Origin of the sequence: Rahnella inusitata, from assembly GCF_003263515.1 — a bacterium.
Lineage (GTDB): Bacteria > Pseudomonadota > Gammaproteobacteria > Enterobacterales > Enterobacteriaceae > Rahnella > Rahnella inusitata.
This window is the reverse complement of record NZ_JYDE01000039.1, coordinates 1-22,979: the sequence shown is the minus strand read 5'-3', so window position 1 is coordinate 22,979 and position 22,979 is coordinate 1. Positions and strand designations below refer to the sequence as shown.

21 protein-coding genes are annotated in these 22,979 nt (G+C 54.4%); 14 read left to right on the top strand and 7 right to left on the bottom strand.

The genetic code is table 11. The features are described from left to right. Positions 1 to 31: 31 nt before the first annotated feature. The 3 genes from metF to metB form a co-directional block, all read right to left on the bottom strand. On the bottom strand, positions 32 to 940 hold the full coding sequence (gene metF / locus TU92_RS19965) for a methylenetetrahydrofolate reductase (protein WP_112168911.1): 909 nt from the start codon (positions 938 to 940) through the stop codon (positions 32 to 34). Positions 941 to 1,168: 228 nt separating this feature from the next. Beyond that, on the bottom strand, positions 1,169 to 3,604 hold the full coding sequence (locus tag TU92_RS19960; RefSeq protein ID WP_112168910.1) for a bifunctional aspartate kinase/homoserine dehydrogenase II: 2,436 nt from the start codon (positions 3,602 to 3,604) through the stop codon (positions 1,169 to 1,171). A 2-nt stretch (positions 3,605 to 3,606) separates the two neighbouring features. After that, on the bottom strand, positions 3,607 to 4,767 hold the full coding sequence (gene metB / locus TU92_RS19955; RefSeq protein ID WP_112168909.1) for a cystathionine gamma-synthase: 1,161 nt from the start codon (positions 4,765 to 4,767) through the stop codon (positions 3,607 to 3,609). A 338-nt stretch (positions 4,768 to 5,105) separates the two neighbouring features. Here metB and metJ point away from each other — a divergent pair, with 338 nt between their 5' ends. Further along, complete coding sequence (gene metJ / locus TU92_RS19950; RefSeq protein WP_004392248.1) at positions 5,106 to 5,423, top strand: met regulon transcriptional regulator MetJ; 318 nt, start codon at positions 5,106 to 5,108, stop codon at positions 5,421 to 5,423. Between the two features lie 165 nt (positions 5,424 to 5,588). Here the strand turns inward: metJ and rpmE are convergent, their stop codons facing one another. Then, the gene (rpmE, locus tag TU92_RS19945; RefSeq protein ID WP_112168908.1) at positions 5,589 to 5,801 is read right to left on the bottom strand and encodes a 50S ribosomal protein L31; all 213 of its coding nucleotides are present in this window, start codon (positions 5,799 to 5,801) and stop codon (positions 5,589 to 5,591) included. 201 nt (positions 5,802 to 6,002) lie between these two features. On the opposite strand from rpmE, the gene priA reads away from it, so the two are divergent. The 7 genes from priA to rraA all read left to right on the top strand — a co-directional run bounded on the left by priA (position 6,003) and on the right by rraA (position 14,100). Then, on the top strand, positions 6,003 to 8,198 hold the full coding sequence (priA, locus tag TU92_RS19940) for a primosomal protein N' (RefSeq protein ID WP_112168907.1): 2,196 nt from the start codon (positions 6,003 to 6,005) through the stop codon (positions 8,196 to 8,198). Positions 8,199 to 8,392: 194 nt separating this feature from the next. Next, positions 8,393 to 9,421 (top strand): DNA-binding transcriptional regulator CytR, encoded by a 1,029-nt coding sequence (gene cytR, locus TU92_RS19935; protein ID WP_112168906.1) that lies wholly within the window; start codon positions 8,393 to 8,395, stop codon positions 9,419 to 9,421. Between the two features lie 103 nt (positions 9,422 to 9,524). After that, positions 9,525 to 10,478, top strand: a complete 954-nt coding sequence (gene ftsN, locus TU92_RS19930; RefSeq protein WP_112168905.1) for a cell division protein FtsN — start codon at positions 9,525 to 9,527, stop codon at positions 10,476 to 10,478. A gap of 115 nt (positions 10,479 to 10,593) precedes the next feature. Next, the gene (gene hslV / locus TU92_RS19925; RefSeq protein WP_056774599.1) at positions 10,594 to 11,124 is read left to right on the top strand and encodes an ATP-dependent protease subunit HslV; all 531 of its coding nucleotides are present in this window, start codon (positions 10,594 to 10,596) and stop codon (positions 11,122 to 11,124) included. A 12-nt stretch (positions 11,125 to 11,136) separates the two neighbouring features. Next, the gene (gene hslU / locus TU92_RS19920) at positions 11,137 to 12,471 is read left to right on the top strand and encodes an ATP-dependent protease ATPase subunit HslU (protein WP_112168904.1); all 1,335 of its coding nucleotides are present in this window, start codon (positions 11,137 to 11,139) and stop codon (positions 12,469 to 12,471) included. Positions 12,472 to 12,567: 96 nt separating this feature from the next. After that, the gene (locus TU92_RS19915) at positions 12,568 to 13,494 is read left to right on the top strand and encodes a 1,4-dihydroxy-2-naphthoate polyprenyltransferase (RefSeq protein ID WP_112168903.1); all 927 of its coding nucleotides are present in this window, start codon (positions 12,568 to 12,570) and stop codon (positions 13,492 to 13,494) included. A 120-nt stretch (positions 13,495 to 13,614) separates the two neighbouring features. Continuing rightward, the gene (rraA, locus tag TU92_RS19910; protein ID WP_112168902.1) at positions 13,615 to 14,100 is read left to right on the top strand and encodes a ribonuclease E activity regulator RraA; all 486 of its coding nucleotides are present in this window, start codon (positions 13,615 to 13,617) and stop codon (positions 14,098 to 14,100) included. Between the two features lie 78 nt (positions 14,101 to 14,178). Here rraA and zapB read toward each other — a convergent pair whose 3' ends face one another. Beyond that, positions 14,179 to 14,418, bottom strand: coding sequence for a septal ring assembly protein ZapB (zapB, locus tag TU92_RS19905; RefSeq protein WP_112168901.1), 240 nt, complete (start codon positions 14,416 to 14,418; stop codon positions 14,179 to 14,181). Between the two features lie 577 nt (positions 14,419 to 14,995). Here zapB and TU92_RS19900 point away from each other — a divergent pair. From TU92_RS19900 to glpX, 3 genes are all read left to right on the top strand, one after another. Further along, the gene (locus TU92_RS19900) at positions 14,996 to 15,844 is read left to right on the top strand and encodes an MIP/aquaporin family protein (RefSeq protein WP_112168900.1); all 849 of its coding nucleotides are present in this window, start codon (positions 14,996 to 14,998) and stop codon (positions 15,842 to 15,844) included. Between the two features lie 45 nt (positions 15,845 to 15,889). Next, positions 15,890 to 17,413, top strand: coding sequence for a glycerol kinase GlpK (gene glpK, locus TU92_RS19895; RefSeq protein ID WP_056774575.1), 1,524 nt, complete (start codon positions 15,890 to 15,892; stop codon positions 17,411 to 17,413). Positions 17,414 to 17,554: 141 nt separating this feature from the next. Continuing rightward, positions 17,555 to 18,565 (top strand): class II fructose-bisphosphatase, encoded by a 1,011-nt coding sequence (glpX, locus tag TU92_RS19890; RefSeq protein WP_112168899.1) that lies wholly within the window; start codon positions 17,555 to 17,557, stop codon positions 18,563 to 18,565. Positions 18,566 to 18,629: 64 nt separating this feature from the next. Here the strand turns inward: glpX and emrD are convergent, their stop codons facing one another. Then, entirely contained in the window at positions 18,630 to 19,823 is a 1,194-nt protein-coding gene (gene emrD / locus TU92_RS19885) for a multidrug efflux MFS transporter EmrD (protein ID WP_112168898.1), read from the bottom strand. 296 nt (positions 19,824 to 20,119) lie between these two features. Here emrD and fpr point away from each other — a divergent pair, with 296 nt between their 5' ends. After that, a complete protein-coding gene (fpr, locus tag TU92_RS19880; RefSeq protein WP_112168897.1) occupies positions 20,120 to 20,866 on the top strand; it encodes a ferredoxin--NADP(+) reductase in 747 nt (248 codons plus the stop codon). A gap of 4 nt (positions 20,867 to 20,870) precedes the next feature. Here fpr and TU92_RS19875 read toward each other — a convergent pair whose 3' ends face one another. Continuing rightward, positions 20,871 to 21,293, bottom strand: a complete 423-nt coding sequence (locus tag TU92_RS19875; RefSeq protein WP_112168896.1) for a DUF805 domain-containing protein — start codon at positions 21,291 to 21,293, stop codon at positions 20,871 to 20,873. 158 nt (positions 21,294 to 21,451) lie between these two features. Between TU92_RS19875 and TU92_RS19870 the strand changes: the two genes are divergently transcribed. Further along, positions 21,452 to 22,060 (top strand): DUF1454 family protein, encoded by a 609-nt coding sequence (locus tag TU92_RS19870; protein ID WP_112168895.1) that lies wholly within the window; start codon positions 21,452 to 21,454, stop codon positions 22,058 to 22,060. A 127-nt stretch (positions 22,061 to 22,187) separates the two neighbouring features. Beyond that, entirely contained in the window at positions 22,188 to 22,955 is a 768-nt protein-coding gene (gene tpiA / locus TU92_RS19865) for a triose-phosphate isomerase (RefSeq protein WP_112168894.1), read from the top strand. Positions 22,956 to 22,979: the final 24 nt, after the last annotated feature.

Genomic DNA, 22,979 nt, shown 5'->3' with positions numbered 1-22,979 from the left:
TTTTTGTTTTCAGCATTCGTGATGCAAGGAATCAGGCACGAACGGGGACGGCGATTTCAGGGCGAACACCCAGGGTATGGCAAATCGCATAACTCATTTCTGCACGGTTCAGGGTGTAGAAGTGGAAATCCTTCACACCTTCGCGGCTGAGGATTTTCACCATGTCCATCGCGATGTTGGCACCGACCATTTTGCGGGTCTCGGCATCGTCATCCAGCCCTTCAAACATGCTGTTCATCCAGTGCGGCACTCGGACGTTAGTCATGGTCGCAAAGCGGGTCAGCTGTTTGAAGTTAGAGACAGGCAGGATGCCCGGCACGATTTCCACGTCAATGCCCTGACCGGCGCAGCGGTCGCGAAAACGCAGGTAGCTTTCCACGTCGAAGAAAAACTGGGTGATGGCGCGGTTGGCACCGGCATCTATTTTACGCTTCAGGTTGATGAGATCCGCCTGCGCGCTTTTTGCTTCAGGGTGAACTTCCGGGTAAGCCGCGACAGAGATATCAAAATCGCCGACTTCTTTTAGCAGGTGAACCAGATCGGTGGCGTACATTTCCGGCTTGCCGCTGCCCGCAGGTAAATCGCCGCGCAGTGCCACGATGTGACGGATGCCGCTCTGCCAGTAATCCTGTGCAATCTGGCGCAGTTCATCGCGGTTAGCGTCAATACAGGTCAGGTGCGGGGCTGCTTCCAGACCGGTACGCTCTTTAATGCCTTTGATGATGCTGTGCGTGCGGTCGCGCTCGCCGGAGTTTGCGCCGTAGGTGACGGAAACAAACTTAGGTTTGAGGCTGCTCAGACGGTCGATAGAGCTCCACAACGTATCTTCCATCTCGCTGGTACGCGGCGGGAAAAACTCGAAAGAGACGTTAATCTGACCCTGCAATTCTGCCAGGTTTTGATTCAGCGCTTCGCGCTGGTTTGCGTGGAAAAAGCTCATATAACACTACCTCATAGATCACTGCGTTTTCATTATGATTTTTTATGATGAACGTCTGGACGTCTAAACGTATAGATAGAAAATGACGGAAAGCGGGCAAGGTGTCAACGTGAAAATGATTTCGGGGGATGATTAATCTTCACGCAATCTGAAAGAATTTCATTTTGGTGAAATTTTGCTGCGGGGAATAAGCGCCTTCCCCTCATGAGCGGGGGAAGGCGCAAAGAATTAAAGCAATTGCGTCAGGCGGTTAAGGTCGGACTGTAACGCGCCAGCGGTGACATCGCGCCCGGCACCCGGACCGCGAATGACCAGCGGGTTATCGCGGTACCAGCGGCTTTCGATGGCAAAGACGTTGTCGCACGGCAACAAAGACGCCAGAGGATGGTCTTCACGCACCGCTTCGACGCCGACACGCGCTTTACCATTGGCATCGAAACGCGCCACGTAGCGCAGCACCAGCCCCATTTCCCGGGCCGCTTCCAGACGCTGCAACATTTGCTGATTCAGCGCCTCGCCGTCTTCAAAGAACTGATCGACAGAGCCGATGGTACAAGCTGGTGGCACCAGCGATTCCACACGAACCTGCGTCGGCTCGATATCATAACCCGCCTCGCGCGCCAGAATAACCAGCTTGCGCATGACGTCCTGACCCGATAAATCGTCGCGCGGATCAGGCTCTGTCAGCCCCTGCTGCCACGCCAGATCCACCAGCTCGGTGAACGGCAGCGTGCCGTCGAATTGCAGGAACAGCCAGGATAACGTGCCGGAGAAAATCCCGCTGATCGCCAGAATACTGTCGCCACTTTCGCGTAAATCACGCACGGTATGGTTCACCGGTAAACCCGCGCCAACGGTGGCGTTGTAAAGCCAGTGGCTGTCGGTTTTGGAGAAGGCATCGCGGATCTGACGGTATTTATTGCTGTCAGATGCGCCCGCCAGTTTGTTGGCGCTGATCACGTGGAACCCGTAGCTGGCGAAATCCAGATACTGATCGGCCAGTTCGGCGCTCGCGGTCACATCCAGCACCACCAGATCGTCGTAAGGATGCGCACGCATCCACAGGAACAGCGACTCTTCATCGTGCGCCTGCGATTCGTCATCAAAGAAGGCCAGCGCCCGGCTGGCGTCCAGCCCTTCGTAATTGAGCAGGCTGCGTTTGCTGTCGACTACGCCGGCCAGTACAAACTCAAAGCCGCTGCGGGCAGAAATGTTCTTTTGCTCGCGGGCAAATAATTCCAGCCAGCGCGAACCGATATTCCCTTTACCAAACAGCATCAGGCCGATTTGTTTTTCAGCGCGGAACAGCGTTTTGTGCAGCCCCTGAATCAGGTGCGCCGTCGGGCCAATGCGCAGAACCGCGACCAGGCTGATCCCGTCCTCGGCTTGCCAGATGAATTCAACCGGCTGATCTTTCATTTCCTGATAGAAACGGTGGCTGTGCAGCGGGTTTTTACACACGCCCGCACCGACCAGCGCCACCAGCGCCAGCCCTTCACGCAGCGTCAGACGCCCCGGCAATGCCGCTTCTTCCAACACCTGCAATGCGCTGCCCGCCACTTCGGAGGTGTAGCAAAGTTGCAGCAGATTGCGGTCAGGATGAACGCCGGTGCACAGCGGTTTGACCTGCGCACGCTTGAGCAACAGTTCGACGTCTTTCTGCGCCAGGCCGAAATCATGACCGGACGGGATCGCCACTTCAATCAGGCAAATATCATCGTGACTGGTGACAATCTTCGCGCCGGTACCGGACGCCAGCACGCGCTCAATGCGCGTCGAGCCCTGCTCCGGCTGATAGCTGCAACGCAGCTGTAAATCGATGTCGCTGCCGGAGACCGGCTGCAAAGTGCGGGTGTGGAGAACGGGAGCGGCCAGACGCGCCAGTTCACTGGCTTCATCCAGACGCAGCAACGGCAGTAAACAGGCATCTTTCACTTTACGCGGGTCAGCGCTGTACACACCGGCAACGTCGCTCCAGATTGTTACGCGGCTGGCATCAGCCAGTGCGCCAATCTGGGTGGCGGAATAGTCGCTGCCGTTACGGCCAAGCAGCACGGTTTCGCCCGCATCATTGCGCGAGATAAAGCCGGTCACCACCAGATATTGCTGAGGATGTTGCGCGAGCAGCTGTTGCAGCAGCGGATAAGAACGGCCTTCATCCACCTGTGGCTGCGCGGCGCGTTCGGCGCGCAGGAATTCGCGGGCGTCCAGCCAGGCAGCCGGAAGCTCCAGCTTGCACAGCACCGCCGACATCAGGCGGGCGGACCAGATTTCGCCGTGCCCGACCACTTCCGCATAAATCGCGTCGGTTACCTTGCCGTCGAGCAGCACGGCCAGACGTTCGAGATCGTGAATAAAGGAAGCAATAAGCGGCTCAGCCATTTCCGGCGGTAGCAGACCGGAAATCAAATCACTTTGATAGCGGCGCAGTGTCTGCTGGACCTGATGCGCGGAAATCCTGTCAGTCTGGCTCAGTTTCAACCAGCTGATCAGCTGGTTCGTCGTGCTGCCCGCCGCCGACACGACCATCATGTCGCCCGGTTTGGCGTACTCGGACATAATGCCTGCGACGCGCAGATAACATTTCACGTCGGCCAGACTGCTACCACCAAATTTGTGCAACTGCCGGCTTCCCGCCGGTGCTGCGACCGCTATTGCATTCATACTTACCTCGTTGCCACTGACTGGAATGCGTGTTCCAGATCAGCAATCAAATCTTCACTGTCTTCAAGACCTACAGAAATACGGAGCAAGCTGTCAGAAATCCCGGCGGCTTTACGCGCCTCAGGCGCCATACCGGCATGCGTCATGGTGGCGGTATGAGAAATCAGGCTTTCGACACCTCCCAAGGATTCTGCGAGGGTAAATAACTTCAATTCTTTCAGGAAATGGCGCAGCTGCGCTTCATCACCGTTAAATTCAAAACTGATCATGGCGCCAAAGCCACGTTGCTGACGGCGGGCAATTTCATGCCCCTGGTTTTCCGGCAGCGACGGATGATACAGCTTTTTGACCTGCGATTGCTGCTGTAAATAAGCAACAATCGCCAGGGCATTTTCCTGCTGCTGTTTCACGCGAACCGTTAACGTGCGCAGACCACGCAGCAACAGATAGCTGTCAAAGGCGGCGGCGGTGACGCCGATGTTGTTTGCCCACCAGGCCAGTTCCGTCGCATGTTCAGCGGTCTTAGATATTACCGTACCGGCGACCACATCAGAATGGCCGTTAAGATATTTAGTACAAGAATGAACAACTAAATCCGCGCCGAGCTGTAACGGGTTTTGCAACGCCGGGCTGAGAAAGGTGTTATCAACCACCGTCAGCGCCCCCGCTTCATGAGAAGCCGCGCAAATCGCCTGAATATCCACAACGCGCAGCAGCGGATTGCTCGGGGTTTCGATCAACACCAGCGCCGGTTTTTCCTTCAGCGCCTCGGCCAGCGCCTGCGGATCACCCTGATCGACAAAGCGCACGCGATACGCGCCGCGCTTGCTCAGGCTGTCGAACAAGCGGTAGCTGCCGCCATAACAGTCGTGCGGAGCCAGCAGTAAATCGCCAGGTTTCAGAAAGACCGTACACACCAGATGAATCGCAGACATGCCACTGCTGGTCAGTACCGCCCCCGCGCCGCCTTCCAGATCCGCCAGTGCGCGCTGAGCGATATCACGCGTCGGGTTTCCGCGGCGTGAATAATCGTGGGCTCTTGGCTGATTGAAGTCTTCAAAGTTGTAGGTGCTGGAAAGCGCGATTGGCGGAACTACACAACCATATTGCTGATCATTGTTCAGGCCACTGCCCACGGCAATGGTGGCTTGCTTGTGCGTCATAGTCTTTTCTTCCTGCGATATGCGAAGGGTGAGGTGATAAAGAGTAACGTCCGGATTTATAGACGTCAATACATCTGGACATCTAAACTTCTTTGCGTATAGATTGAGCAACGGCGCAATACCCGCTAAAATTATGGCGTTATGAGAATGTCTGGCCGATCGCGGACGCACAGGCCACTGAATACAACCCGGCGTCAGGCGACAAAATGAACAATGCCCCGGGGTAAATCGTGAGATAACCCTGTTAAATACGGACATTTACTTAGTGAGAACAGTGAAAATCGGGCATAATCGCCGGGTTTTCAGAATTTTATTTTTTGATAAATTTAAGGTGTCCCATGGCTGAGTGGAACGGCGAATATGTCAGCCCTTACGCTGAACACGGTAAGAAAAGCGAACAAGTTAAGAAAATCACGGTATCCATTCCGCTGAAAGTCCTCAAAATTCTCACCGATGAACGCACCCGTCGTCAGGTCAACAACCTGCGTCATGCGACCAACAGTGAATTATTGTGTGAGGCTTTCCTGCATGCCTTTACCGGTCAGCCTTTGCCGAATGACGAAGACCTGCGTAAAGAACGCAGTGACGAAATCCCGGAAGCGGCGAAGATCCTGATGCGTGAATTGGGTGTGGATCCTGATACCTGGGAATATTGATTAACTGAGTACCGCTGAAAATCCCGTGCGGACGATTGTGCGGGTTTCAGTGTATCGGATGATTAACGCAGGGTTTCATCGGGAAGATTTGTCTGGCGGGAAGTGGATCGACAGGCAACAAAAAAGGCGCCATCGGCGCCTTTTTTTGCTCTCAAGCCAGCAATATTATTTGCTGCTTGGCACGCTGAAACGCTTGTTAAAGCGGTCAACACGGCCACCGGTAGCGACTTCACGTTGCTTACCAGTATAGAACGGGTGGCATTCGCCACAAACGTCCAGGTTCAGGTCGTGACCCACTGTGGAGTGAGTTTTGATAACATTACCGCATGAGCAGTTTGCAGTAATTTCTACGTATTTAGGGTGAATACCTTGTTTCATGGGAAAACCTCTTCTTAAGGCCGCGTCGCTATCCAACCCTGGTCCGTCAGACACCACGCGTAGTGGATGATAGGCTTTAGTACGAAATGCACTAAAGGCGGCGAATCATACAGAATCTCTGATAACCGCGCAATGATGTTCATGCATTTCGAAGGACACAGTGTACACTATCTCGTCATTTTTTCAAAGTCTGGACCCCCGATGCCTGTTGCCCACGTTGCTTTACCTGTTCCGCTTGCCCGTACTTTCGATTATTTACTGCCGCCCGGAATGCAGGTGACGCAGGGTTGTCGGGTCAGTGTGCCTTTTGGTAAACGAGACGCGATTGGCATTGTGACGAAGATCAGTGACTCCAGCGAATTCGGCCTGGAGAAGCTTAAACCCGTACGCGACGTGCTCGACCGCTCCAGCCTTTTTACTCCCGATTTATGGCGCATCCTGTTCTGGGCCGCCGACTATTACCATTTCCCGATTGGCGAAGTGCTGTTCCACGCGCTGCCGGTGTTGCTGCGTCAGGGAAAACCCGCCGAACTGACGCCGCTTTGGCAATGGTTCGCCACCGAACAGGGGCGCGCAACGCCGCTTGATTCGCTTAAGCGTGCCCCCAAACAGCAGCAGGCGATGGCCGCGCTGATGCAAAAACCGGTCTACCGCCATCAGGTCGCCAGTCTCGATCTCACCGACACCGCTTTACAGGCGCTGCGGGCGAAAGGGCTGACAGATTTACGCAGCATCGCGCCCGATGCCGCAGACTGGCGCAAAGATTTTTCGGTGGTCGGCGAGCGTTTACGTCTGAATACTGAACAGGCTACCGCTGTCGGCGCGATCCGCAGTGAAGATCAGCAATTCTCCGCCTGGCTGCTGGCCGGTGTGACCGGTTCGGGCAAGACAGAAGTGTATCTCAGCGTGCTGGAGAACATTCTCGAACAGGGACGGCAGGCGCTGGTGATGGTGCCGGAAATCGGCCTGACGCCGCAGACTATCGCCCGCTTTCGCGAACGTTTTAGTGCACCAGTGGATGTCCTGCATTCCGGCCTCAATGACAGCGAACGTCTCGCCGTCTGGCTGCGCGCCCGCAACGGCGAAGCGGGTATTGTGATCGGCACGCGTTCTTCGCTGTTTACGCCGTTTGCCCGTCTTGGCGTGATCATCATCGATGAAGAACACGACAGTTCTTATAAGCAGCAGGAAGGCTGGCGCTACCACGCCCGCGATCTGGCGGTGTACCGCGCTCACGCCGAAAATATTCCGATTATCATGGGCTCTGCGACGCCCGCGCTGGAAACGCTGCATAACGTTGAGCTGGGGAAATATCGCCAGCTGAAGCTGACCAAACGCGCCGGTAACGCTAAGCTCGCCAGACAGAATTTGCTCGACCTGAAAGGGTTACAACTGAAAGTCGGGCTGTCGCAGCCGCTGATCCAGAAAATGCATGAGCATCTGAAAGCCGATAATCAGGTCATGCTGTTCCTCAATCGCCGTGGCTACGCGCCTGCCCTGCTGTGCCATGAGTGCGGTTGGATCGCCGAATGCCAGCGCTGCGACCACTATTACACGATTCATCAGAACCAGCGTCAGTTGCGCTGCCACCACTGCGACAGCCAGCGCGCGGTGCCGCATCAGTGTCCGCACTGTGGTTCGACGCAGTTGGTTTCCGTTGGCGTCGGCACAGAACAGCTGGAAAACGAACTCGCGCCGCTGTTCCCGGATACGCCGATTACCCGTATCGACCGCGATACCACCAGCCGTAAGGGCTCGCTGGAACTGCATCTGAACGAAATCCACCGTGGCGGCGCACGTATTCTTATCGGCACGCAAATGCTGGCGAAAGGTCATCACTTCCCGGATGTCACGCTGGTGTCGTTACTGGACGTCGATGGCGCGCTGTTCTCGGCGGATTTCCGCTCGGCAGAACGCTTTGCCCAACTGTATACCCAGGTGTCAGGCCGTGCAGGACGAGCCGGTAAACAGGGCGAAGTGGTGCTGCAAACCCATCATCCTGAACATCCGCTGTTACAGGTTTTGCTGCAAAAAGGTTATGACGAATTTGCCAGGCAGACGCTTGCCGAGCGTAAAAGCGTATTTTTACCGCCTTACACCAGCCATATTTTGATCCGCTCTGAAGATCACGATAATCAGCAAGCCCCGCTGTTTCTCCAGCAGTTACGTAATCTGCTGGAATCCAGCCCGCTCAAAGATGACTCGCTGTGGATTTTAGGGCCGGTTCCCGCACTCGCGGCTAAACGCAACGGACGCTTCCGCTGGCAGCTGTTATTGCAGCATCCGTCCCGTCGCGTTTTACAGCAGTTGATCAAGAGTTCTCAGCCGCTTATCGCCAGCCTGCCGCAGGCCAGAAAGGTGAAATGGACGCTGGATGTCGATCCCATCGACAGCTAATCCACATAAAAGCGTGGGATTTATGCGTGATGGATCTAAAAAAAGCATCTGCGTCACACTTTTCATGCAAATTAGGTAACAAATCCTACTCACATTCTGTTTAGAATGTGATGAGCTACACAGCACGCAGGCGTAGCAGGTAAGGAAGGTTGATGTTGTCGTGTCCGTTTGATGCAGTTGCAAGGAGAGATGCGTTGGAGCACAAGAAAGAATTACCCGCCGCGACAATGAAAGATGTGGCTGAACAGGCAGGCGTTTCAACAGCAACGGTATCCCGCGCGTTAATGAATCCGGAAAAAGTCTCCGCTTCCACCCGTCAGAAAGTGGATCAGGCGGTCATGGCCGTGGGCTATTCGCCTCATGCCATGTCACGCAATTTAAAACGCAACGAATCCCGCACGATTCTGGTGATCGTCCCGGATATCTGCGATCCGTTTTTCGCCGATCTGATCCAGGGGATCGAGCATACGGCGGCGAAAAGTGGCTATCTGGTGCTGATCGGCGATTGTGCTCATCAGAACCAGCAGGAAAAAACCTTCATCAATCTGATCATCACCAAACAAATTGACGGCATGCTTCTGCTCGGCTCCGATTTACCGTTCGACGCCAGCAAAGAAGAACAGCGTAATCTGCCGCCAATGGTGATGGCCAACGAATTTGCGCCGGAACTTGAGCTGCCGACCGTTCATATCGACAACCTGACCGCCGCCTTTGAAGCCGTGCATTATTTGCTTAAGCTCGGGCATCAGCGTATTGCCTGCATTGCCGGCCCGAAACACATGCCGCTGTGCCAGTATCGTTCTCAGGGCTACGTTCAGGCGCTGCGCCGTAACGGCATCAGCGTCGAAAGCGCGCTCACCGTGCATGGTGATTTTAGCTATGAATCAGGCGCACAGGCGGTTATTGAGCTGATGTCTCTGCCGACGCCGCCGACGGCGATTTTCTGCCATAACGACGTGATGGCGATTGGCGCGATGTTCCAGGCGAAGAAAATGGGTCTGAATATTCCGAAAGATCTGTCGATTGTCGGCTTCGATGACATCAAAGCCAGTCAGTTCACCGACCCTCCGCTGACCACCGTGGCGCAGCCTCGATTCCAGCTTGGTCGTCAGGCCATGTTATTATTACTTGAACAGTTACAAGGGAATCCGGGAGAAAACGGTTCACTGCTGCTCGACAGCGAGCTCATCGTTCGTGAAAGTACAGCGGCACCCAAAGCGTGAGTTGTTTTTTTATCCAATCATGAAGTTTTAATTTCAGTAAATGTTCAGGGTTAAGTAACATGACGCACTTATTCTTAAATCATCACGACACAGCGAAACGATAGTGGCACAGAAAGACTATGTAAGCCGTGGGCGCTCAGGAGCGCGGCGGAAAAGTACCAGCCGGAGTAAAAAACGCAATTCCACAACGATCTCCAAAACCATGGTGGTGTTAGCCGTTGCGGTGCTGGTGGTGTTTGTCGGTGGCCTCTATTTTATTGCTCACAATAAGCACGAAGAAGCGGTCGTTGTGCCAACCCACCCTGTTCGTCCGGGTAACGGCTTGCCGCCTAAACCGGAAGAACGTTGGCGCTATATTAAAGAACTGGAAAACCGTCAGATGGGCGTCACCACGCCGACAGAACCAACGGCGGGCGGCCAGGTAGAATCCAAAACTCAGCTGACGCCGGAACAACGTCAGTTGCTTGAGCAGATGCAGGCCGATATGCGCCAGACGCCAACACAGCTGTCTGAAGTGCCGTATAACGATCCTAATCAGGCTACGCGTACTGCGCCAGCTCAGCGTCAGGTTCAGCAGCAACAGCAGCCGACTTATACGCAGCAGCCGGTGCAGACCCAGCCGCGTCAGGTCCAGCAGCAGCCAACGTACACGCCGCAAACCCAGCCGGTACGGGCGCCGCAGGCTCAGGTTCAGACACAACCGGTACAGCCGAAACCAAAACCTGTGCCGAAAGAAACCGTGAAAGAGCAGCCGAAGGAACAACCTAAAACCCAGCAGCCTGCCGCCATCACGCAGGTTGCGCCAGAGAAACCGAAAGAGCAGGAAAAAACCCAGCGCTTTATGGTTCAGTGCGGTTCCTTCCACGGTACCGAGCAGGCGGAATCCCAGCGCGCCAAGCTGGCCTTCGAAGGTTTTGAAGGCCGGATCACCACCGGCGGTGGCTGGAATCGCGTCGTGATCGGCCCGTATAACAATCGTTCCGGTGCCGACAGCACCTTAGCCCGCCTGAAGAACGCAGGCATCTCCGGTTGCATTCCCCTCGCAACCGGGGGTTGAAAACCCGTAATCCTTCCCCAATCTATACTTTCAATATGCCTCGTAAGCTTGTGAGACACACAGTGTGTCCCACAAGCCTGCGGGGATCTTTCCCGTCTGCAACGAGGAACCGCTCGTGACAACAATTGTAAGTGTACGCCGCAACGGCAAGGTCGTTATCGGTGGTGATGGTCAGGCCACATTGGGAAATACCGTCATGAAGGGCAACGTCAAAAAAGTACGTCGCCTGTATAACGATAAAGTGATCGCAGGCTTTGCCGGCGGTACTGCCGATGCCTTCACGCTGTTTGAGCTGTTCGAACGCAAATTGGAAATGCATCAGGGTCATCTGGTGAAAGCCGCCGTGGAACTGGCGAAAGACTGGCGTACAGACCGCATGCTGCGCCGTCTGGAAGCGCTGCTGGCGGTTGCCGATGAAAATGCCTCGCTGATTATCAGCGGCAACGGTGACGTTATTCAGCCTGAAAACGATCTGATCGCGATTGGTTCCGGTGGCCCTTATGCGCAGGCTGCTGCCCGTGCGCTGCTGGAAAATTCCGAACTGGGCGCGCGTGACATTGTCGAGAAATCGCTAAGCATCGCCGGTGATATCTGCATTTACACCAACCAATTCCACACCATCGAAGAATTGTCTTCTAAAGCGTAAGGATCGAAAATTATGTCTGAGATGACCCCGCGCGAGATTGTCAGCGAACTAGACAGCTACATCATTGGTCAGGATAAGGCGAAACGCGCCGTGGCCATTGCGTTGCGTAACCGCTGGCGCCGCATGCAGCTCGACGAAGTGCTGCGCCATGAAGTCACCCCGAAAAACATTCTGATGATCGGTCCAACCGGTGTGGGTAAAACCGAAATCGCCCGCCGTCTGGCAAAACTGGCGAACGCGCCGTTCATTAAAGTCGAAGCGACCAAATTCACAGAAGTCGGTTACGTCGGGAAAGAAGTGGATTCTATTATCCGCGATCTGACCGATTCCGCCGTGAAAATGATCCGTCTGCAATCCATCGATAAAAACCGTTATCGCGCCGAAGAACTGGCCGAAGAGCGCATTCTCGATGTGCTGATCCCGCCGGCTAAAAACAACTGGGGCCAGCCGGAAGAAGCGCAGGAACCCTCTGCCGCGCGCCAGAACTTCCGTAAGAAACTGCGTGAAGGCCAACTCGACGACAAAGAAATCGAAATCAGTCTGGCCTCCGGACAGATGGGCGTTGAAATCATGTCCCCTCCGGGCATGGAAGAAATGACCAACCAGCTGCAGTCCATGTTCCAGAACATGGCCGGGCAGAAACAGAAACCGCGCAAACTAAAAATCAAAGAAGCCTACAAGCTGCTGATTGAAGAAGAAGCGGCAAAACTGGTTAACCCGGAAGACCTGAAAGAACAGGCGATTGAAGCCGTTGAGCAGCACGGGATCGTGTTCATCGATGAGATCGACAAAATCTGTAAACGCGGCGGACAGAGTTCTGGCCCTGACGTTTCCCGCGAAGGTGTTCAGCGCGATCTGCTGCCGCTGGTGGAAGGCTGTACGGTGTCCACCAAGCACGGCATGGTGAAAACGGATCACATTCTGTTTATTGCCTCGGGCGCTTTCCAGACGGCAAGTCCGTCCGATTTGATCCCGGAGTTGCAGGGTCGTTTACCGATCCGTGTAGAACTGCAGGCGCTGTCGACGGAAGACTTCGAACGCATCCTGACCGAGCCAAGTGCTTCCCTGACTCATCAGTACAAAGCCCTGATGGCGACCGAAGGTGTGACGATTGATTTTACCGCTGACGGTATCCGCCGTATCGCTGAAGCGGCATGGCAGGTAAACGAAACCACCGAGAACATTGGTGCGCGTCGTTTGCATACCGTTCTGGAGCGTCTGATGGAAGATATCTCTTACGACGCCAGCGAAAGCAACGGTATTTCCATAAACATTGATGCAGATTATGTTAGAAGCCACCTTGATCAGCTGGTAGCTGATGAAGATCTGAGCCGTTTTATCTTATAATTTGCTCATACGTTCCGAAAGTGATCTTCAGGGAGGCGTTTGCCTCCCTGTTTTTTTTAGATTTCGGACTGACTTGTTCACCTGAGCGAATCCACTATGAGCACTATGACTCCCTGCACTCCGACGACGCCCACCCGCGCCTGGCTCGAAAGCCTGCGTCCCAAAACGCTGCCATTGGCTTTTGCCTCCATCGTCATGGGTTCTGCCATTGCCAGCCTGCAAGGCGTTTTCCATCCGCTGACTGCCCTGCTGGCGTTGCTCACCGCCGGGTGTTTGCAAATCCTGTCGAATCTGGCCAATGATTATGGCGATGCCGAAAAAGGCAGCGATACGCCGGATCGCGTCGGGCCGTTGCGCGGAATGCAAAAAGGGATGATTACGGCCGCACAGATGAAACGCGCCATTATGCTGACTATCGCGCTGACCATTGTTTGCGGCATCGCGCTTATTGCCGTGGCGTGTCATAAGCCGAGCGACGTGGTCGGTTTCCTGATCCTCGGTTTACTGTCGATTGGCGCGGCGATCACCTACACCGTCGGCACCCGCCCTTACGGTTATATGGGGCTCGGGGATATTTCGGTACTGATTTTCTTCGGCTGGATTAGCGTAGCGGGGACATTCTATTTGCAGGCCGGACATTTCGACTGGATAGTCATGTTACCGGCGACGGCGACCGGTTTGCTGGCGACCGCGGTGCTTAACATCAACAATTTGCGCGATATCGAAACCGACAGCGCCAACGGCAAAAATACGCTGGCTGTGCGCCTCGGGCCGGTAAACGCCCGCCGTTATCACGCCACCATTCTCAGTGCAGCTGCGCTGTGTCTGGCGATATTCTCCGCCGTTCATCTGCACCACTGGACCGGCTGGCTGTTCCTTCTGGCACTGCCGATGCTGGTGGTTCACATCAAACGCGTAAATCACGCCAAAACGTCGCTGGAAGTGCGCCCTCTGCTGGAGCACATGGTGAAAGCCGCGTTACTGACTAACGTCTTGTTTGCAGCGGGTCTGTTACTCAATTGATGGAAAGTGGCCGGGCGTGCGCTAATCGCGCTGCTTTTCACATTTAACAATTGATGATTTTGCCAACATCCGCTGTAAAGGGATATACTGAACACTCATGCAGCAACCAGATGAAATCCTATGAAATACGATACTTCCGAACTTTGCGATATCTACCATGAAGAAGTGAATGTTGTCGAACCCCTGTTCTCCAACTTTGGTGGACGTACTTCATTTGGCGGGCAAATCACGACAGTGAAGTGTTTCGAAGACAATGGCTTGCTTTATGACCTGCTGGAAGAGAATGGCCGTGGCCGTGTGCTGGTGGTCGATGGCGGGGGATCTGTTCGTCGTGCGTTGCTCGATGCCGGTCTGGCACGTCAGGCACTGCAAAACGAATGGGAAGGCATTTTGATTTACGGTGCGGTTCGTCAGGTGGACGATCTGGAAGAGCTCGATATTGGCATCCAGGCGATGGCAGCGATTCCGGCTGGCGCAGGCAGTGAAGGGATCGGCGAAAGCGACATTCGTGTCAATTTCGGCGGCGTGACCTTCTTCTCCGGTGACCATCTGTATGCCGATAACACCGGTATCATCCTTTCAGAAGACCCGCTCGATATCGAATAACCTTCGCTTTCAGCAACAAAAAAGGACGCCCTGGCGTCCTTTTTTATGCTTATACATCAAGCACTGCGGCGGAAGTCCTCAGACTTCTTCCATTTTTCCCAACAGCGCACGCAGACGATCCTGCCACACGTGTTGTTCTTCTTTCAGTTGCGCATTTTCACGCACCAGCGACTCGTGATTACCACTCGCCTGCTGAACTTCATGAGACAGACTGTTGTTCTGCTCTTTCAGTTCTTCGATTTCCATCTGCAACAGAGTAATGGTATCGATCGCTTGCTGAACTTTAGCTTCTAGTTTCTCAAATACTTCAAATGACATTTTTCGGTCCCCTTATGTTCGCAAGGCGCACATCTTATGTTCTGCCGCATCGTCCGGACACGGCTCAAAAATTCCTGCACTCCATCGATTTTTATAACAAATTCAAACCAGAAAAACGTCTGAACCCTTCAAAACCGGCGGGTGTCTTAACGGTTGATTGTATGTAGCCAGCCTTGCCCTGTCTAGCAAGAACCCCTCTCTGCACGCAGTCTGTTGCAATTTTATCGGGCTGGGTATCAGGAAATGCTTAAAAAGCAGAGGCACTCACCAGAAATGTCACGGAATACCGAATACCCTGAGCGCCGCCCTGACATGCGTGTTCAGGGAAAATACCTTCGCGAAGATACTACGGCGTGGACTTTTTGCCGGTCAGCATGACCTTTGAACACGCGAAATCGCTCATTTTTATGACACAACACACAAAATTTGATTTCGCTATTTCTCGTTTATGCTCGTTAACGATAAATTCACATTACGTTCTCATTTAGTGATGAACGGCAAAATCCGATTACGTTCACGTACGCATAACAGAAAAACTATAACTAACCATTAACATCATCCTTAGCAGGATCCAACTATGAGCCAAACCATGAGTTCCACATTAAAAGGTCAGTGCATCGCTGAGTTTCTGGGTACCGGGCTTATCATTTTCTTTGGTGCGGGTTGTGTCGCAGCAATGAAACTGGCCGGTGCTACCTTTGGCCAGTGGGAAATTAGCATCATCTGGGGTCTGGGCGTGGCAATGGCCATTTACCTGACCGCCGCTATCTCAGGCGCCCACCTGAATCCGGCGGTGACCGTCGCGCTTTGTTTGTTTGCAAACTTTGAAGGACGCAAAGTTCTGCCTTACATCGTGGCGCAGGTCGCCGGTGCCTTCTGCGCTGCTGCGCTGGTCTACGGCCTCTATTACAACTTGTTCTTCGATTTCGAGCAAAGCCACAACATGGTGCGCGGCAGTGTCGAAAGTCTGGATCTGGCCGGTATCTTCTCGACCTATCCAAACCCACACATCAGCGTGTTGCAGGCCTTCCTGGTTGAAACCGTGATCACCGCCATTCTGATGGCCCTGATCCTCGGCCTGACCGACGACGGCAATGGTATTCCACGCGGCCCGCTGGCTCCGTTACTGATCGGTATTCTGATCGCGGTAATCGGTGCCTCCATGGGGCCCCTCACCGGCTTCGCACTGAACCCGGCGCGTGACTTCGGCCCGAAAGTGTTCGCTTACTTCGCAGGCTGGGGCAAAGTGGCCTTCACCGGCGCACGTGATATCCCTTACTTCCTGGTACCGATTTTTGGCCCGCTGCTCGGCGCTTCTCTGGGTGCCATCGCGTATAAATCGCTGATTGGCCGCCATCTGCCACATCAGATCAATGATATTGCAGAAGAAAAAGCACCTCAGCCATCCAAACAGCGTAAAGCCTGATCGGCTAAACTGTTCCAAAGCTTACTTATTCGCAGGATGAAAATTATGTCAGCAGATACGACTCACGAAAAAAAATACATCGTCGCGCTCGACCAGGGTACGACCAGCTCACGCGCCGTAGTTCTGGATCACGATGCCAACATCGTCAGCGTTTCACAGCGCGAATTCACCCAGATCTACCCAAAATCCGGCTGGGTAGAACACGACCCGATGGAAATCTGGTCATCGCAAAGCTCGGTATTGGTAGAAGTGCTGGCGAAAGCCGACATCAATTCAGATCAGATCGCCGGTATCGGTATTACCAACCAGCGTGAAACCACCATCGTGTGGGAAAAAGAAACCGGCAAGCCGATTTACAACGCGATTGTGTGGCAATGCCGCCGTACTGCTGACATCTGTGAAAAGCTGAAGAAAGACGGGATGGAAGAGTACATCCGTCACAACACCGGCCTGGTGGTTGACCCCTACTTCTCCGGTACCAAACTGAAATGGATCCTCGACCACGTTGAAGGCTCCCGTGAACGCGCTGCCCGCGGCGAGTTGCTGTTCGGCACCGTTGACACCTGGCTGGTATGGAAAATGACTCAGGGACGCGTTCACGTTACCGATTACACCAACGCCTCTCGTACCATGATGTTCAACATCCACAATCTGGAATGGGATGAACGCATGCTGGAAGTGCTGGATATCCCGCGCGCCATGCTGCCGGAAGTCCGTCCTTCATCAGAAATTTACGGCCAGACCAACATTGGTGGTAAAGGCGGTACGCGTATTCCGATCGCCGGTATCGCTGGTGACCAGCAGGCCGCGCTGTATGGCCAGCTGTGCGTTCAACCGGGTATGGCGAAAAATACCTACGGCACCGGCTGCTTCCTGCTGATGAACACCGGTACAGAAGCCGTGACGTCGAAAAATGGCCTGCTGACCACCATCGCCTGCGGTCCGCGTGGCGAAGTGAACTATGCGCTGGAAGGTGCGGTCTTCGTCGGCGGTGCTTCCATCCAGTGGCTGCGCGACGAGCTGAAACTGATCAGCGATGCCACAGACTCCGAATATTTCGCCAGCAAAGTGAAAGACACCAACGGCGTTTACGTGGTGCCAGCCTTCACCGGCCTCGGCGCGCCTTACTGGGACCCGTATGCCCGTGGTGCGATCTTCGGCCTGAGCCGTGGCGCGAACAGCAACCACATCATCCGTGCAACGCTGGAATCCATCGCTTACCAGACTCGCGACGTACTTGATGCGATGCAGGCTGATTCAGGCACCCGCCTGCAATCTCTGCGCGTGGATGGCGGCGCGGTTGCCAACAACTTCCTGATGCAGTTCCAGTCAGACATTCTTGGCACACGCGTTGAGCGCCCTGCCGTTCTGGAAGTCACCGCATTGGGTTCAGCCTTCCTCGCCGGTCTGGCCGTCGGTTTCTGGAACGATCTGGACGAAGTGCGCAGCAAAGCGACCATCGAACGTGAATTCCGCCCAAGCATTGAAACGACAGAACGTAATGTGCGATACAAAGGCTGGCAGAAAGCCGTTGCCCGCGTGCGTTCATGGGAAGATCACGACGAGTAATCGCCGGGTTTCACTGCAAAAATCCTTCTCTAAAACTCCCCGTCGGGGAGTTTTTTTATGCCTCTTTCCCATTGTGCTAAAATCCCCGCACAGATGAGCCTTTGCCTCACCGACCTCTTTTTTCTTTCTACAGGCTTTCCAATGAAACGTGAATTAGCAATCGAGTTCTCCCGTGTGACCGAAGCGGCTGCGCTTGCCGGTTATAAGTGGCTTGGCCGTGGCGACAAAAACCTCGCCGACAACGCCGCCGTTCAGGCGATGCGCATCATGCTCAACAACGTCGATATCGATGGCACCATCGTGATTGGCGAAGGGGAAATTGATGAAGCGCCAATGCTGTATATCGGCGAAAAAGTGGGAACCGGCAACGGCGATGCGGTGGATATCGCGGTCGATCCGATTGAAGGCACGCGCATGACGGCGATGGGCCAGTCCAACGCACTGGCAGTGCTGGCGGTCGGCGATCAGGGCTCATTCCTCAACGCGCCGGACATGTACATGGAAAAAATCGCCGTCGGTCCGGGCGCCAGAGGCGCGATTAATCTGGATCTGACGCTGGCGGAAAATCTGTCGAACATTGCCAGCGCGCTGAACAAACCGCTGACCGAACTGACCGTCGCCGTACTGGCAAAACCGCGTCACGATGAAGCGATCCGTGAAATGCTCGCCGCCGGTGTACGCGTGTTTGCTTTCCCGGATGGCGATGTCGCCGCAACCATTCTGACCTGTATGCCGGAGAGTGAAGTCGATGTGTTGTACGGCATCGGCGGCGCACCGGAAGGCGTGATTTCAGCCGCGGTGATCCGTGCGCTTGACGGCGACATGCAGGGCCGTTTACTGGCGCGCCATGACGTGAAAGGCGATACACCTGAAAATCGCCGCATGGGCGAAGAAGAGTTAACGCGCTGTAAAGCGATGGGCATCGAAGCCGGCAAAGTGCTTAAGCTCGATGATATGGCGCGCAACGATAACGTTATCTTCTCGGCAACCGGCATCACCAAGGGCGATTTGCTGGAAGGCATCAGCCGTCAGGGCAATATGGCGACCACCGAAACCCTGCTGATCCGTGGTAAATCCCGCACCATCCGCCGTATCCGTTCGACGCATTATCTCGACCGCAAAGACGCTGCGCTGCACGAATTTATTATCTGATCCGACGCCAGAAAAACAAAAAGCAGAGCGACTGGCTCTGCTTTTTTTTGGCCTGAAAAGTGGATTACACAGTATGTCCCTGCTCTTGCTGACGGTTGGACATCGGCCACCAGCACAGCAAAATCAGTAGCGACATCGCAAACATCAGCAGGCCAAGACTGAACTGACCGGTTTGCGGCAACATCGCCGACATCCACGCCACCAGCCCCGATCCCATATTCTGCAATCCGCCCACCAGCGCACCTGCCGCACCCGCGAGATACGGGAAAGGCTCCATCGCACCCGTCGTCGCCAGCGGGAATAGCATCCCGGCGCCGAAGAAGAACAAAGAGGCCGGAACGATCAGCGTCCAGATATTCATGATACCCAGCCAGCCGGGGATCCACATGGCCAGCCCTGCCAGCAAACAGCTGATGACAGAATGCCACATCAGTTGCTGGAAGCTTTTCTCCGAACGGCCAGCGTACCACGCACCGAAAAATGCCGCCGGGATCGGCAGGATAAACAGAATGCTGACCATCAGCCCGCTCAGGCCAAGAACGCCGCCCATCAGCACGCCGCAGCTCGCCTCAAACACCGCCACACCGGCCAGTGCGCCTACCAGCATTACCAGATAACGACTGAAGTTGCCGTCAGCCAGCAGCAGACGCAGGCTGCTCAACATTTTGCGTGGCTGATGATCGGCGGTGAATGCCGGGCGCGTTTCCGGCAGCCAGCGATACATTGAAAACGCCACACCGGCACACAGGATCAGCAGAAAACCAAAACTGGCGCGCCAGCCCAACCATGCCGAGAGCGCGCCACCAATCACCGGTGCCATCAGCGGGCTGACCAGAATGCCCATATTCAGCAGGCTGTTGGCATGGCGTAATGCGCCGCCGCTGTAAAGATCACGCGGCATAGTTCGCGCCATCACGCCCGCCACGCCGGTGCCCATTCCCTGCACGGCGCTGGCGATAATCAACATGTTCAGACTCGAGGACATCATCGCGCCAGCCGCACCGAGCATAAAAATCATCAACCCGGTCAGGATCACAGGCCTGCGACCAATATTGTCAGATAACGGCCCATATACCAGCTGCGAAGCGCCGTAGGTTATCAGATACGCCGCCATCACCCGCTGTACCGCCCCCGGTTTAACCGACAAGCTGGTCGCCATATCCGCGATGTTCGGCACGTAAATGGTTTGGGCCATTTGCCCGACGGCCACCAGCAAAATCAACATCACTAACAGGTGAATGTTTTCCAGATTTTTCATTTTTCAGTTCATTATCAAATGGAGTTGGGAAAGAGCAGAACAAATAACCGCTAATTCGAGCGTGTTACAGCGGCGCATAAGTTAACAAATTAAGATGAATAAGCGAGGGTTACGGCCAACTCTCCTGTGCCCGCGCTGGCAGCGGCAGGAACCAGTGGTGTAACGCAAAGTGTACGGAATTCGACAGGGCATAACGGGCGAGGAACAGGTTGATAACATTTAACCGATAAGGGATCGAAAAAAATTGAAATAAAATCAGCACATACATTCGGTAATCAAAAAAGACGGGAGTTTTTATGGCTGACTGGGTCACGGGAAAAGTCACAAAAGTTGAGCACTGGACGGACAATTTGTTCAGCATTACGGTCAATGCGCCAGCCGATCCTTTCACCGCAGGTCAGTTTGCAAAACTCTCGTTAGAAATCGGCGGCGAGCGCGTTCAGCGCGCCTATTCCTATGTGAATCCGCCATCCAGCAGCGATTTGGAGTTCTACCTGGTGAACGTGCCGGAGGGAAAACTCAGCCCCCGTCTGCACGTAATGCAGCCCGGTGATGAAATTCAGGTCACGAAAGAGGCCGCAGGTTTCTTCGTGATCGATGAAGTGCCAGAGTGCGACCAGCTTTGGATGCTGGCGACCGGTACCGCAATCGGGCCTTATTTATCGATTTTGCAGGAAGGCAAAGGACTGGAGCGCTTCAAAAATATCGTTCTGGTACACGCCGCACGCTTCGCTGCCGATCTCAGTTATCTGCCCCTAATGCAGGCACTTCAGCGGCGCTATGAGGGAAAACTGCACATCCAGACGGTGGTCAGCCGCGAAGAAATCTCTGGCTCACTGACCGGGCGTGTACCTGCGCTGATCGAGAACGGCACGCTCGAAGAAGCAGTCGGCCTGAAAATGCTCGCTGACGACAGCCACGTGATGCTGTGCGGCAATCCGCAGATGGTACGCGATACCCAGCAGGTGCTGAAAGACACCCGGGGTATGCGCAAACATCTCAAACGCAAACCGGGGCACATGACCAGCGAGCATTACTGGTAAGTCCCTACTTAAACCTGACCTCGTCCGGTTCCGGGCCAAAGCGATTTGTGCCCGGTGTACCGACAAAGGCGCCGCAGTCGATAATCAGCAGAATAAAGATAACCGACGGCACCAGACGGCCTAATACCCAGCTCCACGTCTGCGGCATCGCCGCGGCCCAGTTACCGGCGACCAACATCCAGGCCAATACAAACAACAGCGCCCACCACGCCGATTTATTGCGGTCATGTAACCTTTTCACCAGCACAGCGGCGGTCGGCCAGAGTAAAACGACCAGCGCAAAGCCGGCGGACTGATAAGTTATCCATTCCTGCGCAGCAAAGAAGAAATCAGCCGCCATCAGGACAAGCCAGCTTACCATCCAGAGCCAAAAATCCCGGCGGCCCATCCGGCCATTAAAAGAAAACAGTGCGTGCTGTAACGTCATTGACAGTCAGTTCCATAGAAGACAATGGGAGTAAAATGATAAACCGGAGCGAGTGTAACCCAGCGATCGTCGCCGTGAGAATGTTTACGGTCTCCTTTTGACATTACCCCCCGATCCCCGCTTTAATCGGACTATTCAGAGACGGGAAGAAAAAACTTATGAATGCTGCAAAAATCCTTTTATCTTTGGCACTCCCGGCATTGCTGATGCTCGCAGGCTCAAAGATGGCCTTCGCCGAGCCGCCGGTCGATCACACCGGCACGGAAGAAATGCCAAAAGCCCCTTATCTGCTCGCCGGTGCGCCCACCTTTGAAACGACGCTTGTTAACTTTCGCGCAAAATATAATGAAGCCAATCCGACTCAACAGATTGGCGAATTCCGCTCCATCAATGAAAAAGCGGCCAACAGCCCGCTGACCCGCGCGGCCAGCAAGATTAATGAAAATCTCTACGCCTCCACCGCGCTGGAAAAAGGCACCGGCAAAATCAAAACGCTGCAAATCACCTATCTGCCGATTCAGGGAGCAGAGGAAAAAGCCGCTCGCACCCTGGCAATAAGCTACATGGCGAATCTCATGCGCCAGTTTGATGCCACCCTAACGACCGAGCAAAGCGTGGCGAAAGTGGCTTCGCTTATCCAAAAAGGGAAAGGGCAGCAGTATTATCAGCAGGAGGTCGGTGCTGTGCGTTTTGTCGTTTCAGATAATGGCGAAAAAGGGCTGACGTTTGCCGTTGAGCCGGTCAAGCTGGCACTGGCTGAGCCATGAGATGACGGTATTTAATGACAAAAAGCAAAGCCTTTGCCTTCAATGATCTCTATACTGTTGGACAGGTAATCTGCTTGTTTGGCAGAAATTTTAATCGACACTCGCGTCCCCTTTTGGAGGAAAAAACATGCGACATCCATTAGTGATGGGTAACTGGAAGCTTAACGGTAGCACCCACATGGTTAACGAACTGATTGCTGCTCTGCGTACTGAACTGAGCACGGTCGAAGGTTGTGGCGTTGCGATTGCTCCACCAGAAGTTTACCTGTCACAGGCTAAACACGCTCTGGCTGGCAGCCGTATCGCGCTGGGTGCTCAGAACGTTGACGCTAACCTGTCCGGCGCATTCACCGGTGAAATCTCTGCCGACATGCTGAAAGATATTGGTGCGAAATACATCATCATCGGTCACTCAGAACGTCGCACTTATCACAAAGAAAGCGATGAATTTATCGCGAAGAAATTCGGCGTGCTGAAAGATGCTGGCCTGATCCCGGTTCTGTGCATCGGTGAAACCGAAGCAGAAAATGAAGCAGGTCAGACTGAAGCCGTTTGCGCTAAGCAGCTGGACGCCGTACTGAACACCCTGGGCGCGAAAGCGTTCGAAGGTGCAGTTATCGCTTACGAACCTGTCTGGGCGATCGGTACCGGCAAATCAGCTACCCCTGCGCAGGCTCAGGCTGTTCACAAATTCATCCGTGACCACGTGGCAAAACAAGACGCTGCGATTGCTGAACAAGTGATCATCCAGTACGGCGGCTCTGTTAACGCAGCTAACGCGGCAGAACTGTTCACTCAGCCAGACATCGATGGTGCTCTGGTTGGCGGCGCATCACTGAAAGCTGATGCTTTCGCAGTGATCGTGAAAGCTGCAGCCGAAGCTAAAAAAGCGTAAGTCTGTTTCTTCTGCCCACAAAAA

Coding starts and splice junctions, on each gene's coding strand:
- priA (WP_112168907.1), top strand. CDS start 6,003: ATGCCTGTTGCCCACGTTGCTTTACCTGTTCCGCTTGCCCGTACTTTC.
- rpmE (WP_112168908.1), bottom strand. CDS start 5,801: ATGAAACAAGGTATTCACCCTAAATACGTAGAAATTACTGCAAACTGC.
- metF (WP_112168911.1), bottom strand. CDS start 940: ATGAGCTTTTTCCACGCAAACCAGCGCGAAGCGCTGAATCAAAACCTG.
- rraA (WP_112168902.1), top strand. CDS start 13,615: ATGAAATACGATACTTCCGAACTTTGCGATATCTACCATGAAGAAGTG.
- TU92_RS19960 (WP_112168910.1), bottom strand. CDS start 3,604: ATGAATGCAATAGCGGTCGCAGCACCGGCGGGAAGCCGGCAGTTGCAC.
- TU92_RS19915 (WP_112168903.1), top strand. CDS start 12,568: ATGAGCACTATGACTCCCTGCACTCCGACGACGCCCACCCGCGCCTGG.
- emrD (WP_112168898.1), bottom strand. CDS start 19,823: ATGAAAAATCTGGAAAACATTCACCTGTTAGTGATGTTGATTTTGCTG.
- TU92_RS19900 (WP_112168900.1), top strand. CDS start 14,996: ATGAGCCAAACCATGAGTTCCACATTAAAAGGTCAGTGCATCGCTGAG.
- metB (WP_112168909.1), bottom strand. CDS start 4,767: ATGACGCACAAGCAAGCCACCATTGCCGTGGGCAGTGGCCTGAACAAT.
- metJ (WP_004392248.1), top strand. CDS start 5,106: ATGGCTGAGTGGAACGGCGAATATGTCAGCCCTTACGCTGAACACGGT.
- zapB (WP_112168901.1), bottom strand. CDS start 14,418: ATGTCATTTGAAGTATTTGAGAAACTAGAAGCTAAAGTTCAGCAAGCG.
- fpr (WP_112168897.1), top strand. CDS start 20,120: ATGGCTGACTGGGTCACGGGAAAAGTCACAAAAGTTGAGCACTGGACG.
- TU92_RS19875 (WP_112168896.1), bottom strand. CDS start 21,293: ATGACGTTACAGCACGCACTGTTTTCTTTTAATGGCCGGATGGGCCGC.
- hslU (WP_112168904.1), top strand. CDS start 11,137: ATGTCTGAGATGACCCCGCGCGAGATTGTCAGCGAACTAGACAGCTAC.
- tpiA (WP_112168894.1), top strand. CDS start 22,188: ATGCGACATCCATTAGTGATGGGTAACTGGAAGCTTAACGGTAGCACC.
- glpX (WP_112168899.1), top strand. CDS start 17,555: ATGAAACGTGAATTAGCAATCGAGTTCTCCCGTGTGACCGAAGCGGCT.
- glpK (WP_056774575.1), top strand. CDS start 15,890: ATGTCAGCAGATACGACTCACGAAAAAAAATACATCGTCGCGCTCGAC.
- TU92_RS19870 (WP_112168895.1), top strand. CDS start 21,452: ATGAATGCTGCAAAAATCCTTTTATCTTTGGCACTCCCGGCATTGCTG.